The 17679-nt window shown below is 54.6% G+C and carries 16 protein-coding genes; 6 read left to right on the forward strand and 10 right to left on the reverse strand.

Going from position 1 to position 17679, the window contains the following annotated elements; genetic code table 11:
* Positions 1-43: 43 nt before the first annotated feature.
* Complete coding sequence (locus VI123_RS07325) at positions 44-1084, forward strand: DUF5797 family protein (RefSeq protein ID WP_336337401.1); 1041 nt, start codon at positions 44-46, stop codon at positions 1082-1084.
* Here the strand turns inward: VI123_RS07325 and VI123_RS07330 are convergent.
* The 10 genes from VI123_RS07330 to VI123_RS07375 all read right to left on the reverse strand — a co-directional run bounded on the left by VI123_RS07330 (position 1081) and on the right by VI123_RS07375 (position 12084).
* Complete coding sequence (locus VI123_RS07330; protein ID WP_336337402.1) at positions 1081-1575, reverse strand: hypothetical protein; 495 nt, start codon at positions 1573-1575, stop codon at positions 1081-1083. The two genes, VI123_RS07325 and VI123_RS07330, sit on opposite strands and share 4 nt — an antisense overlap.
* Positions 1572-3635 (reverse strand): AAA family ATPase, encoded by a 2064-nt coding sequence (locus tag VI123_RS07335; RefSeq protein ID WP_336337403.1) that lies wholly within the window; start codon positions 3633-3635, stop codon positions 1572-1574. The genes VI123_RS07330 and VI123_RS07335 overlap by 4 nt, the downstream gene beginning before the upstream one ends.
* A 4-nt stretch (positions 3636-3639) precedes the next feature.
* Positions 3640-3849 carry a DNA modification system-associated small protein gene (locus tag VI123_RS07340; protein ID WP_336337404.1) on the reverse strand — a complete coding sequence of 70 codons (210 nt, stop codon included), beginning with the start codon at positions 3847-3849 and terminating at the stop codon, positions 3640-3642.
* On the reverse strand, positions 3846-6005 hold the full coding sequence (locus VI123_RS07345; RefSeq protein WP_336337405.1) for a DEAD/DEAH box helicase family protein: 2160 nt from the start codon (positions 6003-6005) through the stop codon (positions 3846-3848). The genes VI123_RS07340 and VI123_RS07345 overlap by 4 nt, the downstream gene beginning before the upstream one ends.
* A gap of 25 nt (positions 6006-6030) precedes the next feature.
* Positions 6031-7212: a cysteine desulfurase family protein gene (locus tag VI123_RS07350; RefSeq protein WP_336337406.1), complete on the reverse strand. Its 1182-nt coding sequence runs from the start codon at positions 7210-7212 to the stop codon at positions 6031-6033.
* Positions 7209-7622: a DNA sulfur modification protein DndE gene (gene dndE, locus VI123_RS07355; protein ID WP_336337407.1), complete on the reverse strand. Its 414-nt coding sequence runs from the start codon at positions 7620-7622 to the stop codon at positions 7209-7211. The genes VI123_RS07350 and dndE overlap by 4 nt, the downstream gene beginning before the upstream one ends.
* Positions 7619-9643: a DNA sulfur modification protein DndD gene (gene dndD, locus VI123_RS07360; RefSeq protein ID WP_336337408.1), complete on the reverse strand. Its 2025-nt coding sequence runs from the start codon at positions 9641-9643 to the stop codon at positions 7619-7621. The genes dndE and dndD overlap by 4 nt, the downstream gene beginning before the upstream one ends.
* A gap of 16 nt (positions 9644-9659) precedes the next feature.
* Positions 9660-11141: a DNA phosphorothioation system sulfurtransferase DndC gene (gene dndC, locus VI123_RS07365; protein ID WP_336337409.1), complete on the reverse strand. Its 1482-nt coding sequence runs from the start codon at positions 11139-11141 to the stop codon at positions 9660-9662.
* A gap of 72 nt (positions 11142-11213) precedes the next feature.
* A complete protein-coding gene (locus tag VI123_RS07370; RefSeq protein ID WP_336337410.1) occupies positions 11214-11684 on the reverse strand; it encodes a hypothetical protein in 471 nt (156 codons plus the stop codon).
* Between the two features lie 187 nt (positions 11685-11871).
* Positions 11872-12084 (reverse strand): hypothetical protein, encoded by a 213-nt coding sequence (locus VI123_RS07375; RefSeq protein WP_336337411.1) that lies wholly within the window; start codon positions 12082-12084, stop codon positions 11872-11874.
* Positions 12085-12750: 666 nt separating this feature from the next.
* Between VI123_RS07375 and VI123_RS07380 the strand changes: the two genes are divergently transcribed.
* The 5 genes from VI123_RS07380 to VI123_RS07400 all read left to right on the forward strand — a co-directional run bounded on the left by VI123_RS07380 (position 12751) and on the right by VI123_RS07400 (position 17641).
* Positions 12751-13692: a hypothetical protein gene (locus tag VI123_RS07380; protein ID WP_336337412.1), complete on the forward strand. Its 942-nt coding sequence runs from the start codon at positions 12751-12753 to the stop codon at positions 13690-13692.
* A gap of 311 nt (positions 13693-14003) precedes the next feature.
* Complete coding sequence (locus VI123_RS07385; RefSeq protein ID WP_336337413.1) at positions 14004-14591, forward strand: hypothetical protein; 588 nt, start codon at positions 14004-14006, stop codon at positions 14589-14591.
* A 180-nt stretch (positions 14592-14771) separates the two neighbouring features.
* On the forward strand, positions 14772-15743 hold the full coding sequence (locus VI123_RS07390) for a hypothetical protein (protein WP_336337414.1): 972 nt from the start codon (positions 14772-14774) through the stop codon (positions 15741-15743).
* On the forward strand, positions 15743-16402 hold the full coding sequence (locus VI123_RS07395; protein WP_336337415.1) for a hypothetical protein: 660 nt from the start codon (positions 15743-15745) through the stop codon (positions 16400-16402). Before VI123_RS07390 ends, VI123_RS07395 begins: the two co-directional genes overlap by 1 nt.
* Before the next feature lie 189 nt (positions 16403-16591).
* The gene (locus VI123_RS07400) at positions 16592-17641 is read left to right on the forward strand and encodes an HNH endonuclease (protein WP_336337416.1); all 1050 of its coding nucleotides are present in this window, start codon (positions 16592-16594) and stop codon (positions 17639-17641) included.
* Positions 17642-17679: the final 38 nt, after the last annotated feature.

A 17679-nucleotide genomic window follows, 5' to 3' on the forward strand; every position in this document is an offset into this window, starting at 1 on the left:
AACACGATACACCTCACTGTAAAATGGAAGGTAACGAGACAGTATGCCGCCATCGAATAACAGGAACTCCGTCAATTATGACGAAGACACGGGAAGATTCGAGTTCGGGCCAGAACTGAAGGCCAATATCAAGGAGAAGCTCAGCGATCTCCCCGATGAAGCGCATGATCGGCTGTTAGATCTTGTCCGTCTTGAGCCGACCAGTAATTCTAAGCTGAAGAATCAGTGGGACATGGCTTCGGGCAGCGAGGTTCACCAGTATCTGGAGTCGGAGCTGAAACCGTACTATTACAGGAACGATGATAGCTACATCTGTGTGACAGAGGAGGCGAAAGATTTTGTCCGTGAAAATAGTGGTCTGAACCAGTACGTGACAGGGGATTCAAGCAACTCCGAGGATGTGTCGGAGAACATCCGGAACCGAGACCTGTTGATGGACTTGGTTTCGGTAGCGCAAAGTATCGGCCATCTGCCGGACGAAGGGGAAATTGAGACGCATTCTAACTATGCTCCCGACCGGTTCCGTGAGGAGTTCGGTGGGTTGTTTGAGGCTTTCCAGGAGGCAGGGATAGTCCCTGATTCAATTACGAAGGACGACTACACGGCGGCGACAGAGGCGAAGAAAGAGCAGGAGGAATCACAAGCTGAGGAAGAGGAGCAGAAGTCTGAGCCGAGTGGCCCTTCGGAAGCAGAGCTGATTGAGGAGCTGCAGTGGGTTGATGAAGAAGTTGAGGGGATACCGTATCCAGCGGATATGAACGAGTCAGGTGCTTTCACTGCCCACACTTACCAGGAGGAGTTCGGCTCTTGGGATGATGCGCTTGATGCTGCAGGCATCGACAAAGGGGAACTGCTGTTAGAGGATATGCACCGGGTAGCTGACGAGGTCGGGGATGACATAACCCAAGAAGAGATGAACGAGTACGGACGTTACAGTTCAACGATGGCAGCCCGGTATTTCGGAAGCTGGACTGGAGCCAAGGAAAGGTTTCAGGAGTGGAGAAAGGAACAGGAACAGGAAGAAGAACCAGCTAAAGAGTTCGACAACATGGTCAACGACCGGCTGGACGATATTCTGGGTTAGCTCTCTTGCTGGTCTACGAGAACATCTTCTAGACGCTCTTCCCACTTTTGATCAGCTTCGTCGATGAAAGCGAGGAGGTCAAACTCGTCTTTCAGGCTGATGTCTTGGTCGATTGCTTCTACGCCGGCATCAGCATATTGGAGGGCAAGTTCCCAGAGTTCGCTGTCCTCTGGATCTTCGTCGCTGTGTTCCAGTTCGATAAGTTTGTAGATGAACTCGATTCCCTCTCGGTATTCATTTTCGGAGGAGCCACCGACTCGGTTTACCTGGATGAAGTCTTGGGAGTAGCTGCCTTCGGACTCTGTACGGGGATCATCTCTGAGAAATCCGAGAACCAGACCAGCAGTGAATAGTTCGTAGTTGGTGTCGAAGGGGTAGTCGTTTTTATCGTTTACTTCGACATTGTCGTCTTTGCGGGCGGTCCGCAGCACCATGTTTCGGTAGATATCGAAGCGGGCTGTCTTGAGCCGTCTGGAGGTTGTAGTGCTCATTTGGCAAGCACCCGTCTGAGCTCGGTTTCTGATTCAATGGGGCTGACTTCAGAGGATTCGGGATCGTCATCTCGCTGATGGATCTCCAGGTGGCTGGAGATGTTGTCGCCCATTTGTTCGATGTCTTCTTCATCGATCTCTCCGGGCTGGTAGAGAATGATGACCTGGTCACGGAAGTTGGGGAAGTAGTCGATCAGATTTTCTTTGTGTTCTGGGTCGAGCCTGCCGATTGGTGTGTCGATGACGACGGGTGCTTCTCGGGCGGTGAATTTGTTCAGTCCAGCGATGAAGGAGTAGGCGATGATCTGTCGAGCGCCTTTGCTGGGGTTCTGTTCTTCTATGTCCCGGTCTCCGGAGATTGTCTTGACGTCGAGTTCGTAGTCTTTGCTGATGGTGAGACCTTCGTAGACGTCGTTCTTGTTGGTGAGTTCTTGGAAGATTTTGGAGGCGTGTTTTTCCACACTTTCACGCTGGGTTTCGACATATCTGTCGCGGATTTCTTCCCAGGCGTCAGCGCACTCGTCGGAGAGTTTCATCAGTGTGCGGTAGCGCTGTTCCTCTTCGTCCGCGGCTTCCATTGAGTTGACTGTCTGCTCCAGCTCTCGTTTCTGTTCTTCGAGCTCGTCTATCTTTTCGTCCAAGTCTTTGATTGTGGTCTTCAGACCGCCAATCTCTTCGTCGAGAGTCTCTTTGGTGTCTCGCAGAGATTCAGCTTCTTCGGCAGTGACTGTTGCTTCCTCGATCTCTCCTTCGAGAGTCTCTTTTTCGTCTTCGAGGTCGTTGATATCTTCTTCCAGACCCTCAATATCCTCTTGTATAGAGACGTACTCGCTCTTGGCCTGGTTGACGTTCAGGTTCTCTGGATAGTCGCCGGAGGTGAGGCAGTCAAGGTGGTCTGAGGCAAATCCTTGCAGTTCCGAGATGGTGCTCATCTCGTCGTTCCGTAGCTGCTCAAGGGTGTTTTCTAAGGTTTCCTCGGCGTCTTCATCGATGTCGGCTCCGCAGAGACAGTCATCTCGGTCAAGGAGGTACTCGATGGTGTCTTCCATCCCGGAGACGATGGAAACGTCGTAGTTGTCGATGGCGTGTTTTGCACCGATACCGATCATCAACGGACCGAGACGGGAGTGGAGTTCGCGGCGCTCTCCACGTTTCTCATCCAGATCGTGCTTCAAACCGTCGTCTTGGCCCTTGCCTTCGATTTCCTCTTTGATTTCGTTAACTCGGTCCTGCTTGCCGGCTACACCGGAGGCTTCTGCCAGATCATCTTCTATCTGACTACGGCGCTTCTCCTTCTTCCGAAGTTTTGTTTTAGCCGAGTTCTTCTCCGTCTTTTTCGCCTCGATATCGCTTTGGACGCTACTGATGTCCTCTGAAAGACCTTGGAGTTCCTCTACGTCCTCGGCCTTGTTCTTCCATTCATCCTGGTAGTAGTCCTTTCCCTCATCCTTTAAGTCGTGAATCGCGTTTTGAATCTCCCGGATTCCGAGAACAGTTTCGATTGCTTCTCGGACATCTGCTTCGGAGTCGTTGTAGGATCCGGCGTATCGGTCAAGTTCTTCGCCGTCGAAGAAGAAGAAATCTGAGGCGCTTTCTGGGAGAATGCCGTTGATGAACCGGTTGTATTTCTTGGCAGGGTCTTCGTTCGGTGCCTGGTCGATTACGGTTTCTTTACCTTCGCTAACGCTGGGCTTTTTGACGTTGACGTAGCAGGAGTTCCAATCCCGTTCATCAGGGTCATCGACTTGGTCGAACTCGATAACCCGTTCGATTTCGTAGACGTTCTGATTGTGCGTAAATTCGAGAGTGACGCTGGCTTCGCCTAATCCTTCTTTTGCGGCTTTCCGGTTGATTGCTTGCCGGCGTTTCTTTGATTTCTCCGCGTTTCCGCCTTCAAATCCGTAGAGGCAGAAACGCATCGCAGTAAAAAACGCGGTCTTCCCTCGGTCGTTTTTGCCGCCCATAAGGATTAGAGGAGAGTCACTACTGGTTTGGAGGTCAACGGGAACCTCCTTGTAGAAGGGCATGAAATTCTTTATGATCGCTTTTTGAACCTTCATAGTGCTAATCCTCCATGCTCCATCCGTTATCGACGTAGTTCTCCAGTATCTGTCTTAATTCCGAGGGAAGCCCCGCCCTCCGGTCCATTGTGACCATCTCTTTTTCGAGGACATAGATCTCTTTCAGTAGATCCTCTGGGATATTCCGCTCATCAGCCTGTTCAGCGATTAATTTCTCAATCTCCGGATCGATTTCCTCTTCTTCAGTACTCATATTAGTGCTAGATGCCCCAGTCCGTACGGTTCAAGCTGTTCTCGAAGTTCCTGCCTGATTTCTTCTTGGTTGTCGGCAGAGTCCATGAGAACCCGACTTCGATGGAGTTCCTTCTTCACAAATTCCCTGGCCGTGTTGTTACCCTGCTCAGCGATGAGGCCAGGCAACGTGATCATGTCATAAACAGATGCCTTCGCTTTATCTTCACTTTTTCGAAGAACGCGCCCCCTTCGCTGAATGAATTGTCTCTCATTACTTGAACTGGCGATGATGATAGCCGTCGGACAATCAGGTACGTCTACCCCCTCGTCCAGACAGTTGATTGCCAGTAGGTAGTCTACCATCCCGTTGTTAAACTGGTAGAAGGCACTGGCCTTCTTATCTTCGTCCATATCAGAGACGAACACTGCGTAGGAGTCTTCTCCCTTCTTCCGGTTCAGCTGGTCTTTGATTTGGTCAACCTGCTGATTGTCCTCGCAGAAGATAATGGCAGGTGTCGGGTGGTATGTCTCAAGGAAGCGACCGAATCGGTGAGGCTTGTTCTCTGCTTTCTTTAGAATCTTGGCTCTGTCTCTGGAGAGCCTTTCCTGCTTTTCTCTCAGTTTTTGGACTGACTTGCTGGGGTTGTCGCTGTTTAGTTCGCTGGTGACTTGACCGATTCGCTGGCTGTAGCTTTTGTATTTCTCGTATTCTTCCTCGTTAAGGTCGCAGATGATAGGGTAGTAGTCGTAGTTGGATAGGTAGTTGTTCTCGATGGCTTCGGCGGTTTCGAAGCGGAAGATGATGTCGTCGAAGTAGTTCATAATCTTCCGGTTGCCGGTGTCATCGAACCTGCGTTCAGGGGTTGCGGAGAGCCCGATACGTCGGCCTGCGTCTATCTCAAAAAGCTGGCTGAAGGTGTCGGCTCCGTACCGGTGGACTTCGTCAGCGATTATTTGAAGCCGGTTGGGAGGTACTCCTCGGAGGAAGCTTCGGAATGCGTCTCCGACCGCTGTATGGATTGTTGTGAGGATGAACTGCTTAGGACGGTCGTGGATTACATCTGTGCTTTCGGTCCGGTAGGGGTTGACAAGGCCCAGCATTTCTTGTCGCCAGTCTGTTTCTCCGCTGCAGACGAGGATTTCGGCATCTTCGATCAGCTCTTCGATGTCCTCTTTCCATTGGTTGAGTAGAGTAGTGGTTGGGACGATAACGAGGGTGACTCTGTTGTTGGCATCGAGGTTTGCAGCTGCGATTGCAGATCTGGTCTTTCCGGTGCCGGTGGCCAATGCGAAGATGCCGTGATAGTCGTTTGCGATCCACTCGTCTATGGATTGTTCTTGGTGTTCCCAGAGTGGGATCTCCTCTTCTTCGCTTTCCCCGGTGTCCTCCTTGTTGAACAGTTCGAGGTCTGGACGGCCATCGACGGTTTCTGGACTGTGTTCTTTCAGCCCGGATTCGACTGCATCCGGTAGCTCTTTTACCGTTACGCGGGCCTCTTCGTTGTTCCAGAGGTTGTTGAAGGATTCCTGTTTCTCGGAGGTCCGCATATCGAGGCCGGGCCACCAGTTGGTGTAGACGTCGAAAGATTCGAAGTTGTCTGTCCAAGCTAACTCGGTCTCGTTTATTGAGCCGAAGAAGGCTACTTGGTTACCGTGGTCGTCTGAGAAGATTCCGAGTTTTTCGTGGTAGTGGCTGAAGGGGTTCAGGTCTTCCGCATCAGTCATGTAGGCGATACGGATTTCCAGCATCTCTTCTTCGAGCATCCAGGCGAGGCATTTGAAACGGTCTCGCTTCAGATAGTCCTCGAATTGTTCGGTGGAGAGTCCTCGGTGAAGAGCGTTCTCTATGACTTCTTCTTCATCGAGGTCGGTTTCGGGTTCGGAGGCTTGTTCCAGGACTTCGATGTCTTCCGGTTTGAGCCGGGGGCTGACGATCAGCCGCATTTTGCCGTCGTTCAGAACTAGTTTGGAGATTCCCTGAGCGGCGAGGACCAGCGATTTGCTGTCGAAGTAACCGGCTGCCCGGTCGTACTGGGTTGCGTTTTTGAGACAGGGTATGTAGAAATCGTTCAGGATATCGTCGTTACCTGAGCGATAACTGTTTTGGAGGGAGAGGGTTCTGAGGCCTTGTTCTTCCTCATCCTCGGTTTGCTCAGGTGTTGTTCCGTCAGCCATTCTTGGATGTTTGGAGGGATGTTTGTCAGCTTATTTGTAGCTTCCGCAGGCGGGAGACGCTCTGAATAACCTGATCCGTGGCGTATTCAATTTCTTCCTGGGTGTTGTCTTTCCCAAGGCCGAACCGGACTGCCGAGTGCCAACGTTCTTCGTCGCCGCCTAATGCTTGGAGTACGTGTGAGGCTTCAACCTTGCCAGTTGTACAGGCTGATCCGGCTGAAACAGCTATCTCTGGTTGCAGGTTTTGTACGAGAGCTTTGTTTTCGACGCCGAGGAAGCTGACATTCAGATTGTTTGGAATCCTCTTTACGGGGTGGCCGTTGAGGACCACGTCGTCGAGTTCGCTCTGGAAGCGTTCCCACATGTAGGACGTGAGTTCGTCGACGTGTTCTCGGCGTTCTTCCATCTCTTGGTCGGCTAGTTGTACTGCCTTGCCGAGTCCGATTATGGAAGGTACGTTGAGGGTGCCGGAGCGCCAGCCTCGTTCGTGGCCGCCTCCGTGGATGAGCGGGTCGAGTTTGACCTTCGGGTTTCGTCGACGGACGTAGAGAGCTCCGATGCCTTTCGGCCCGTAGATCTTGTGGGCGGAGATCGACATCAGGTCTATTCCCATTTCTTCGACGTCGATTGGGAGATAGCCGACTGCCTGGACTGCGTCGGTGTGAAAGAAGACCTCGTTGTCTTTCGCTATTTCCCCGATTTCCTTGAGAGGTGCGATGGTTCCTACCTCGTTGTTGGCGGCCATGATCGAGATGAGGAGTGTGTCGTCTCGGATGGCGTCTTCCACGTCGTCGGGATTGATCAACCCTTTTTCATCGACATGAAGGTAGGTGACGTCGAAGCCACGTTCTTCCAGGGCTTCACAGGCTTCGAGCACGGCTTCGTGTTCGGTTTCTCCGGTGATTATGTGGTTTCCCTTGTCTTTCCTTTCGGCGTAGTCAGCGATGCCCTTGACGGCTAAGTTGTCGGACTCTGTTGCGCCACTGGTGAAGATGATCTCTTCCTTACGGCAGTTGAGAACCTCGGAGATCTGTTTCCGTGCTTGTTCCACGCCTTCCTTGGCTTTGGCTCCGTAGAGGTGGTCGTCGCTGGCTGGGTTTCCGAAGTTCTCGGTGAGGTACGGGGTCATCTCTTCAGCTACCCGCTCATCTACAGGAGTGGTGGCGTGATGATCGAGGTAGACCGCGTCCTCAAGACTTGGACTCAAGGTAGCTCACCATCCGGTTCCACGTCAGAATCTTCTTTCAAGCTATTGGGGATCAGGGCTTGGAAGTCACTGAGGTCCCTGATGTTGCCGTGGACTCGGATTACACCCCGGTTCAGGTGAGCGACGAACTCGTCGTAGAGATCTTCCTCTGGGTCTTTCCCCTCTTGGATTAGCCGTTCTTTCAACAGTGCCATGTAGAGGGCGTCGTGTTCTCCAAGCAGGGTGTACCGGTTGAAGGTTTGACCGTCGTTATCGTATTCTTCAGGGGTTGGTGGCCGTGGCTCATTCAGGGAATAGCACAGGCCGATTCTGCAGAGGTAGTTCGGTGTAAGCCCAGTATTCCCTTTCACCATTCGTAGCCTGTTCGTGGCATCCGTCCCGATCTGTATCCGGTTGAACTCTTTGCTCATTGCGTCACCTCCAGGTCGATTTCCTCTCCTTGGTCAGGACTGGACCAGAAGTAACCCCGAGAGACCGAGGTGTAACCTTCTTCCTGGTTGTAGTCCAGGTGATAGGCCTGAGTAACGTCGTCGTTCAGCTTGTCGTAGTACTCGTCATCGATTTCGGTGTCAGTAGAGAAGACCAAAACTTGGTGTGATGCTTCCGGGAAGAAGTTCTCTACGAGGTTTTCCCGGTGTGCCTTGTCGAGGCGTCCGAGCGGTGTGTCGACGATGAAGGGAAGTGGTCTGCCGGAGATCTCTGCAAGTGCCCAGAGTAGGGCGGTTGCGAAGATCTGGCGTTCGCCGGCAGAGAGTTCGGACTGTGGTTTGTGGTTCCCATGTTTCGTTCTGACTTTGATGTTGAGAGCGTCTTCGTCAACCTCAATTCCTTCGTAGAAGTCGCTCTTGTTCGATAGAGCCAGGTACCGTTCTGTGAGTGCGTCTTCGAGGTTCCGAAGCTTTTCCTTGGCCAGATCTTCCCGGTATTCACTCAGCACGTTCTGTACATTGGAGGCGAGTTCTGCCCTCTCTGAGACGGTTTCTTTGTCGTCCTTCCGGTCGAGCTTGTTGTCGATCTGGTTTCCGAGTCTGGAGGTCCGTGTGTCGAGTTTGCTCAGTTCTTCCTCGATGTCTTCGATATCGGATTTGAGGGATTCCTTTTCCTCGATCAGTTCGTTCAGGTCTTCGATGAGTGGCGAGATATCCTCTTCTTCGGGGGCACGTCCAAGCTTCTCTTCGATGTCCTGCAGTTCTCGGACCATGCTCTCCAGCTCGCTGGATTTCCCACCGAGGGTTTCGGGCACCTCGTTCAGTGCTTTGTCGACGACGCCGTACATCTCACGGCGCTGTGCTTCTGAGAACTGGTGGAGGAGCTGAGTGTTCTCGTCATCGACCTGGAACCTGTTTCGGATCTCTGACTGGAGCCGGCTCTTGATTTCTTCGGCTTGATCGTCAGGGACATCCAGGTCACTGAAGACGTCGCCATTCAGGGCGTCGTCGAGTTCGCTATCAAGCCGTTCTCTGGCAGCAGCGGTTTCCTGCTTCTCGCTTTCGTCTTTCAGCCGGTTGACGACGCTTTGGCAGAGGTTGGGTGCAAGTGCGAAGGGGTATGCGTCGGTGACGATGTCTCGGATATCTTCTTCGACATTCTCTATCTTCGCATTGAGTTCTGCCCGGCGTTCTTTGAGTTCTTCGCGTTTGTCGGCGTAGGCACCTCCCTCTTGAGCGATATCGGATTCCTTACTGTCGATCTCAGTTTCGAGTTCAGCAAGCCGTTTTTCCTTGTCGTCCTTTCTGTCCTTGAGCTCCTGTTCACGTTGCTCCAGTTCTTCTTTCTCTTCCCGGAGTTCTTTGATTTCCTCGGTGATGCCTTCGAGACCGCTTTCGTCGAGTTTTCTGGAGCGGTAGATAGAGAGGTCTGCGTCAAGTCGGTCGACGAGGTCGAGACCGAGTAGTGAGAACAGGGAGTCTTCGAAGCTTTCGTCGTCTTCGATTGCGGTAGCAAGTTCTTGGACTTTCTCTCCGTCGAAGAAGAAGAGCTGTGAGACTCCTGGCGGGATCAGCTCCTTCAGGAAGTCTTCCCACTGGTCTTTGTCCAGGTCGGATGGCAGCTTTCCGTTACGACGTACTTCGAGGTTCTCGACGATGCTTTTACCACGGTCACGCCAGGATCGCTCGACGCTGTAGTGGTCTACCTCGCCCATATAGGCGTACTCAAATTCGAGGCGAATCGACGCTTCGTCAGCGGTGTCTTCGGGATACTCGTGGAGCTTCCCTCTGATATGCTCCTTGTAATCTGCTTCGCTGACCCGTCGACCTAACGCACTTCGCCCGTGAAGACAGATTTGGACGCCTCGGAACAGCGTGGTTTTCCCAGCTCCGTTTGATCCACCGAACAGGATGATAGGAGAGTCCTGTGAAGTGGTTAGCGTAAACTCGTTTCTGCCGCGATATGGTCCGAAATCATTGATGACCAGCTTTGTCAGTTTCATTGATTAGAGAGATGGTTCAGGTCTGCGACTCTGGCGTGTACTGCCACTTTTCAACGTTCTCTTCGCCTTCGATATCTGCTACGATTTCTTCCATAGGCCGCCAGTCCTCTCGCATGACCTTGTCGATCTCGTTGTAGATCGAGGCCCGGCGCTTCATGCCGTGGTGCTGGAGTTCGGTGTCGAGCAGTCTCTGGACTAGTTCTGGGGGAACGTCGTGCTTGTCTGCAATCTTCTTGAGCAACTTGGCTTCGGTTTCTCCGAAGGCACCGTAGTCGTCCTGCACCCAGCCGATGTCTTCCCCCATGACTTCTCTGTAAATCTTAGGGACGGAGTCTTCCCAGTCCGCTCTTTCTTCCCGCCAGATACGGCGGATTTCTCGCAGCTCCTCGTCCCGGATAAGATCCATTTCCTCATCGTCTGGGAGCTGTTCGTTCACCTTTTTCTGGGTTTTCAGCAGCTTTCTCAGCAGGTCTTTGCAGAACTCGAATTTGTGGGCTCGGGGAATGATCCCGTTGTCGCCGTTGGTCTTGGTTTTGACGTAGCCGTGTTGCCGGCCTTTGACCTGCCTGTATTTGGGTTTTTCATCGGGGTCCTGAGTGGACTTTAGGAAGTCACGGAACTCAAGAAGCGGTTCCATCCACTCGTCGCCTTCGTCGATCATGTTCTGCATCGCCTTGTCCTCGGATACGACGGTGCAGGTCCAGCATCCGAACCGGCTGTTACCGCAGGAAGGTGTTTTCGTGTCAATGACCATCGGGCACTCGTCGTCGGCTTCTTGGTAGAGGGCTGCGAGGTCTCGGTTTTCTTTGCCCCAAGGACATTCAACTTGGAGGAGGTAGGACCAGACGTCGTCGACAATCCAGTCTTCGATGGGGGTGTAGACGAAGGCGTTGGCGAATTTGTTGTGGCGGGAGAGGACGCTACCCTCGATGCTGTGCATCTCCATCACCTGTTTCCGGGTGGCGGATTCGGCTTTGCGTGCTCCGAGGATGACCACGACTTCGCCGTGTTCGGAGACTTTCTCTTGGATGAAGCGGTCTGCCGGGTCGATTTTCAGGCGTTCGGTACACCAGCGGAAGGTCTGGTTGGGTGCTGGGTAGCCACGTCCGATGAGATTGACCCAGAAAGAGTCGTCGACTTTCGGAGTGACTTTGTGGGCTTCGAACGGGAGATCCTCTTTCTCAGAGTATTCGTTGATGTTTTCAAGAGTACTGGTGATATGGTTTACAATCTTAGGAGTTTCGACGAGTGTGTCAGAGGAAATGACGTAAATAGACTTTGTTTGCTGCTCATCTGGGAGATCTTTGATAGCGTACCAAATGAGTTGAAGGGCCGTAGTAGAGTCTTTTCCGCCGCTGTATCCGATAACCCAAGGCCGCTCATCTGCAAGATAGGTGTCGCGGATTTCCTCATAGATATCCTCAAGAGAGCGATTGTCGAATACGGATTCTCCTTTCTCCTGACCCGTATTTGAAACGTCGAGATTGTCAGTACTCATTACTTAGACTCTTATTTAGGGTAGCCTTGTGGAAGGTACTTGTATCTACCGTTGCCACCACCGCCGGTTCCGCTACGATCCGTCGATTTTCCATTGTATATTCTCCTTTCTGAGGTCGGTTTTTTCGAGTCGGGTAGCGCCCTTCTCGACTGCTTGCCTGACTGAGATTTCGTCCTTCATAAGGTAGATTTCGTAGCTTCCTTTACGCTGATTTGCTACTGAGTTTCTCAGTATGTCTGATGAATTCACCTGCTCGTCTTTGACGACGCAGTAATCCTCTGGTTCCTCATCTATCTTCAAACCGTAGAAGTAATTATCCAAGAATTGTCTCACTTCTGGAAGCTTCTCTTCCGGTACTTCAAATCGGTATTTATCAGAATAGTAGTATTCTTGGAGCTGTTGGAAGAGATCATCCTTGTCGAAGTATTGTTTGAACAGATATGTCTGATCGAACTCAAATGCAATGATCTCGTCCTGTTCGACATCGAAAGTGGGCATAGTTGGATGCGTGACTGTCGTCTTTCCTATCTTGAACGTGTACACTCTAATAGCTCAGCTAAACGAAGTGAAAGTGAAACACAAGGAAGGCGGTATGGTGGGCCCGCTGAATAATTGCGAGGCTATTCCCCAGAAAGGTAGTCGTCGTAAATGCATACTTGCAAAGAGTTCAAACGATTCGATTTGACGAGTTGGATAATACCGGATATAATTCCACTATATCTGTTGAAATTCAATCAGCGCTTTCACATACGACTTCACGCAATTCTTGTAAAAGATCTTCTTTATTCTCCGCCAAGATTTCGATATCTTCATCTACATTTTCAATCTTTGTGCGTATCCGGCTGACGACTCTATATCTGTAGTTGTCGGAAACATCTGCGTCTCCTCTCAGTATTTCGCGTTCACGTTCAGTGAGAAGTCCACGATATTGGTCATCAACCATATTCTCGGGTTGGTCGGCCCACGAACATAGTACCTCTTACTGGGCACAGTCATCTAATTACTGCAAATAGTAACTATGACTGTATACAGTAATCTTAAGTGACTGGCTATAGTAACTGTTCGTGTGGAAGCCCAGCTCTACAGGGTGGCACGTTCGTAGAAACCGCCCAGGTGCTTAGGACACCTGAGCTGGGTTCCCACCGACTATGAGAGAACCCATGAAAGGATCCACGACGACGAATCAAGAACGTATCGACAGAGCCCTAGTTGAAGACATAAATAAAACACAAAAACTTTGTCAGGTTTGTGGGGCGCGTTTGCGGTCGGGTGAGCGGGTGGTTGCGTATGGGTTTCGGCCGTGTCCGCGTGCGGTGTGGGTGGCCGGGCAGGTGCGATGTGTGGACCATCCGCTGTCCCTTGAGTCGATGGCGACGCTGGGCGTTTGTGAAGCGGTTTTGTCGGGTCGTGTTGGGTGGTGTGTTGATCAGGCGTATCAGCGTAAATGGCCGGTGTTGCTTGACCCTGCTGTTGAGGGCGTGTCGCCGCGTGAGACGACAGCGACGGTTGATGTGCCAGGCGTGAAGATTGAAGATTTGACTGAGTGCCCGGTTACTGAGTCGGCGTTGGAGCATCGAACGGTGCGTCGTCGAGCGGAGGTGGCGTAACGATGGCAGACGGATTCGAGTTCGCTGACCTGCCGGTTGCGGAGGCTGATCTGCTGTTCCCGGACGTGTACGTCGGCCTGGAGGTTGATCTGCTTGCGCCCGGTGATGGCGTGGTGACTGATCGGCATCATGCGTCGTCGGATCGATATGAGCCGGGTGATCCGATGAATCAGATTGAGGGGCAGATCTCGCCGTTCACGTTGTCGGGGTGGTTGCGGCACGGGTGCGAGGAGGTGTTGCAGGTTGCTGGTGCGACGGCGTGTCATCCGGGGGAGCCGGATGGGAATTACCGGCGTGGGGACGTGTACGAGCGTGATCTCGATTCAGGGTATCACGAGAAGGGCAGCTGTACCGAGGAACACGATCCCGGGTGCGTGGTGTATGACTTGTTCGGCGGGTTTGGTGATCAGCCCGGGAAGTTGTTGCGTCGGCCGGTGTCGTTCTCGCCGATTCGGACGCACGTGGATGTGCTGGATGGTGATGCGGAGGCACATTACCGGCGGGTGAGTAATCAGCTCCGGTCGCGGAATGAGGCGGATGGCGGGCAGACGCTTCGCCAGTCGGACCGGGATCTACTTGGGAATGTTGAGGGGACGTGGAAGCTCACGCTTCGGGAGGTGAAGCCGGAGTTCGTCGGGCTCCTGCTGGAAGCGGTGTCGTTTCTGGATGCGCACAGTGACGAGATGGCGTTCCAGATTGGTGGGGCGCGGAATTTCGGTGCGGGGATTGCGGATGCGTGGGTGGTGAATCCGTTGTACTCCGAGTCGGAGGTGAAGCGTGTGTTCGACCGGTCGAAGGCGGTGACGAGTGAGATGGAGCGGAAAGACGAGGTGTGGGCGTCTGAGTGTCGGCCTGAGTTTGTGCGGGCGTTGCAGGCGCGGCTCGCTGAACGGGACAGCGACTTCGAAGCACCGGATGCGATCAACGGGGGTGGGTCGGCGTGACTGACCGGGGTGACGAGTCGTTGCAGCCGCCGTCTGAGTCGATTCGTCCAGCTGTTTCGAAAGGGGACGGAGTCGGTGAAGCATCGACTGAGTCGCAGACTGATGGGGATGGTGTGGGTTTGATGACTGAGGTGTATCGTCACGATGTGCATAAGGCGCGGATGCGGTCGCACGAGCATGCTGAGGGGATGTTTCGTGGTATTCCGGTCAATCGAGAGGTGCCGTTGGGTGCGGATGCGGATGCTGCGCTGTTGAGTCGGCCGCGAGGGTCGCCGGAGCAGACGGTAGCGAATCACGAGTCGTGGTTGCGTGTGTCGCTGCTGACTGGGAGTACTGGAGCGTCGGTTGGGCCGGTCGGGGAGATCGGCGCGGCCCTGTACGACGTGATCAGCATTGAGGACTCAGAGGAGCTGCACGCGGCGTGGTTGGGTGCGGCGGTGCCGGCGTTGTTCTCGGAGTCGCCGTATTACCCGTACACGAGCCTGAAGTACCATACGTTGCTGACGGCGGCGTTGCTCGATAACTACCGGGCAGGGGCTGGGTTCGAGGACTTGTACCTCGCGGTGGGTTGCGGTGATGAGGCTGAGGTCGTTCCGCATCGGACGGTGTTGTCGCTGCCGGGGGTCGCTCTGCACGTGACGAGTGAGCCGGATGGGCGGCCGGCAGCGGGACTCGGTGCTGTGCCGGCGCGGTCGTTCGGGGACGTCTGGGCGCGACTTCCGGAACTCCCGTTTGATGTGAACCGGGAGCGCCGGTGGCGGGTGTTGGATGCGCAGCTTCGCCGCGTCCGGTCGTGGTCGGTGGCGTTGCAGTACGTCGAGGAGTACGTTGCCGCGCTCGGACCAGCAGTCAGCGACGGGACTGACGGGGCGTCTGGAGGTGAGTCGCGTGATACGTGATGTCGGTGTTGGCTTCGTGAGGCAGGGGGTCGCTTCCGGTCAGGACACTGGAAATGGGGTGTGTCTGGGTGGGGCTCGGTGGTGTGTGGACACTGGAAATAGGGTGTGTCTCTCACGGTGTGGTGGCGGGGCGGTCTTGTGTCGTGTCATTAGATGGACTGGAAATGCGGGGGGTTGTGCATGACGGCGATTCAGCAGGTACTGTTCGAACTTGAGGAGCAGTATCTTGGACACCCGTATTTCGTCTCCGGAAACGCGTTGTTCAACGCCTTGGCGCGTCGTGTTGATGCGGAGACGCGTCAAGCCCTCCAGGTGAGTCACGGGGTGTTCGTGCCCGGCGAATATGGTGAGTACCCTGACGAAGCGTCACAGGACGGGTATGGGGGGAAGCTCGGCCAGTCATTGCCGGATGTTGAACGGTACGCGGACTTGTTCGTGTATCGGGATGCGGCGCAGCGCTGGTTGCTTGATTCACGGCCGCGAGATGCGCATAATGCGTTCGATATTCAGCTGCACGGTGATCGAGTGGCGTTCGCGCCGACGTGTTGGTTCGGGCGGCCGTCGCACACGCAGAAGTCGAAGCGGTCGGTGTCGTGGTACGTCCAGTGCTACCTACACACGGGGCCGGGCGACGATGGTGTGGTTCCGGTTGATGAGGGTGTGCTTGACGAGTTGCGAGTCGGCGGTGCGCGGAACTACGGGTTTGGCGAGTTATCGCTCGTTGACACGCAAATCGTTGAGCTGGATGCGCTGGACTTCTCCCGGCTGCAGGGGGCGCAAGCGGACGGTGAGGCGTGTCGGCTTGAACTCGTGACGCCGTACGTCCTCGATACGGAGCATCCGAGTGGCGACGCGCAAGAGGTCCCGTGGTGGTGGCGTGTCGACACGGACGGGAGGACTCCTGGTTCGATGAGCGGGTTACGTCGCCGTGAGACGCGTTTCGTTGACGGGGCGGAGTCGTATACGGTGAGGGCGGTGGATCACGGGCAGGTCGTCGCGTATGCTGGTGATGATCCGGTGGCGACGGCACGAAACGGTATCTTGCGGGTCGGGACGCATTCCCGGCTCGGTTTCGGCGAGTTCAGGGTTCGCCCCCCGGGTGAGGATCGTGTGCCGGAGCGTCGTGCTGTTCGAACGGGTGGTGAGGCGTAGTGTTGGAGCAGGTGGCGTTTGATATCGAGACGACTGGGTTTGATGTCACCGATGAGGTGACGGTGGTCGGGTTCGCGCTCTCGATGGGGGTGCAGGTGTTCGTCCAGACTGGGAATCGCCCAGTCGAGGATCTTCAGGCGACGGTGCAAGAGCAGGTGCCGGTGCACGTGGATGTCTCGACGCACATGTCTGAGGAAGAACTGCTCCGGGCTGTGACGGGGTTCGTTAAGGAGCGACTCAGCGGCTCGGACGTGTTACTCGTCGCGTATAATGGTGAGCGGTGGAACGGCGGATTCGATCTACCGTTCCTCCGTACGCGATACGCCGAGCGCGACCTGGCGTGGCCGTTCGTGGATGTGCCGTACGCGGACGTGCTTCCGGTCGTCACTGACCGATTCAATACGTGCGTCGACGGCGACGACCAGCAAGACTTGGAGGGCGTGTACGGCCTGTTGTGCGACGGTGAGTACGCCGACGTAGACCCATTCGATGAGAGTAGTGATGCAGTGCCGGCGTTCGAGAACGGTTGGTTTGAGGAACTGGTGCAGCACAACGTCGCGGATGTGCTGCGGACGCGGGCCTTAGGCCGGGTCGCTGAACGGTACTGTAGCAAGTCAGAGTTCCAAGTGAAGTCACTCACGCCGACCAGGGAGGTATAACATGAGTCGTATTCATTCAGCCGCGAGGCCAAGCGAGCGGAGAGGTGGGTTCAGCTCCTCGTGGAGTCCGGGATGATCGGTGACTCTTGGTTTCGGTGGGAGCGCTGGCTGGGTGCCTGCGGATTGAAGCGATACATCACTCACTTCCCGGGAGCGTCGACGAGCAACCGATCAACGAGAGTACGAAGCATGACAGAGACGACGGCACAACTGAACGGGGAATCGAGCGGTGAACGAACAGATAGCGGCGGGTCTGACCGGATTGGACACTGTGAGTGTCACGAGACGGTTGACCCGGATACGCGGGAAGATGTCTTGGAGGAGTACAAGCATCGGTGCCAGTCGTGTGGGCGTTGCGGGCCCGAGGAAGGCGGGTTGGCGACATTGCATGTCCATCATATTGAGCGGAATCCGGACGAGATGGATGAGCACGCGATGGAGAACTTGACGCTGATGTGCCGGCCGTGCCACAGTTGGCTCCATCAGCAGGCAACGCCGGGTGAATCGCCAGTGACAATTACGGACGCGGACCGGAGCGTCCTGTTGCCACAAGACATTGAGGTACTGCAATTCCTCGCGGCGCATGGGCCGAGCCGGACTGGGGAGGTTGCATCCGGGATGACTGCAGATCTGTCTGTCTCGTCGGTCCGGGAACGACTCTGGGTGCTGATGGGACTGGACAATCGTATCGAGTCGCGTGACCGGCAGATCGTCGATAAGGACATCGAGACCGGGGAGTGGGGGCTTCTCGATCAGATCGAGAACTCAGCTCGCGGGCATATCCCTGACGACCAGCAATTGCTGCTGCAACGGATGGAAGACGAGCAGGTGCGACGCGCACTCGACCGTGGCTGCGACCGGCACGCCGTGATGGACGTCCTCGGGATTTCGCGGCGCTCAACGTTCAATAAGGTCAAGCGAGCGTACGCGTATGATTTCCCGCTCGACGCGTTCAGTCGCGGCGGGCGTCCCACGGACTCTCGGCCGGAACAGAGTTCAGCTGCGGCTGAAAGCGAGTCTGATCAACAGCAACGGCTTGATGACGTCGCTGAGCCAGAGAGTCCTGACCTGGGCCGGACTGAGACGTGGGGCACACCTGAGTCGAACTCGGCGGGGGAAGCACCGCGGGATAGTGATCAGCGAAATGGGCGAGCAGGAGACGACGGGATGAGTGACGAACTGCGGACAAACCTACAGCAAGCTATCGAGTCCTTACAGGACATCAACACGGCACTCTGATGAACGAATAGATAATTATCTTCTTATTATGTGATATA

This window comes from Haloarcula sp. DT43 (assembly GCF_037078405.1).
GTDB classification, from domain to species: Archaea; Halobacteriota; Halobacteria; order Halobacteriales; family Haloarculaceae; genus Haloarcula; species Haloarcula brevis.

Bases quoted from the DNA above. Each gene is read 5' to 3' on its own strand.
- VI123_RS07325 (WP_336337401.1), top strand. From the start codon at position 44: ATGCCGCCATCGAATAACAGGAACTCCGTCAATTATGACGAAGACACG.
- VI123_RS07330 (WP_336337402.1), bottom strand. From the start codon at position 1,575: ATGAGCACTACAACCTCCAGACGGCTCAAGACAGCCCGCTTCGATATC.
- VI123_RS07335 (WP_336337403.1), bottom strand. From the start codon at position 3,635: ATGAAGGTTCAAAAAGCGATCATAAAGAATTTCATGCCCTTCTACAAG.
- VI123_RS07340 (WP_336337404.1), bottom strand. From the start codon at position 3,849: ATGAGTACTGAAGAAGAGGAAATCGATCCGGAGATTGAGAAATTAATC.
- VI123_RS07345 (WP_336337405.1), bottom strand. From the start codon at position 6,005: ATGGCTGACGGAACAACACCTGAGCAAACCGAGGATGAGGAAGAACAA.
- dndE (WP_336337407.1), bottom strand. From the start codon at position 7,622: ATGAGCAAAGAGTTCAACCGGATACAGATCGGGACGGATGCCACGAAC.
- dndD (WP_336337408.1), bottom strand. From the start codon at position 9,643: ATGAAACTGACAAAGCTGGTCATCAATGATTTCGGACCATATCGCGGC.
- dndC (WP_336337409.1), bottom strand. From the start codon at position 11,141: ATGAGTACTGACAATCTCGACGTTTCAAATACGGGTCAGGAGAAAGGA.
- VI123_RS07375 (WP_336337411.1), bottom strand. From the start codon at position 12,084: ATGGTTGATGACCAATATCGTGGACTTCTCACTGAACGTGAACGCGAA.
- VI123_RS07380 (WP_336337412.1), top strand. From the start codon at position 12,751: ATGGCAGACGGATTCGAGTTCGCTGACCTGCCGGTTGCGGAGGCTGAT.
- VI123_RS07390 (WP_336337414.1), top strand. From the start codon at position 14,772: ATGACGGCGATTCAGCAGGTACTGTTCGAACTTGAGGAGCAGTATCTT.
- VI123_RS07400 (WP_336337416.1), top strand. From the start codon at position 16,592: ATGACAGAGACGACGGCACAACTGAACGGGGAATCGAGCGGTGAACGA.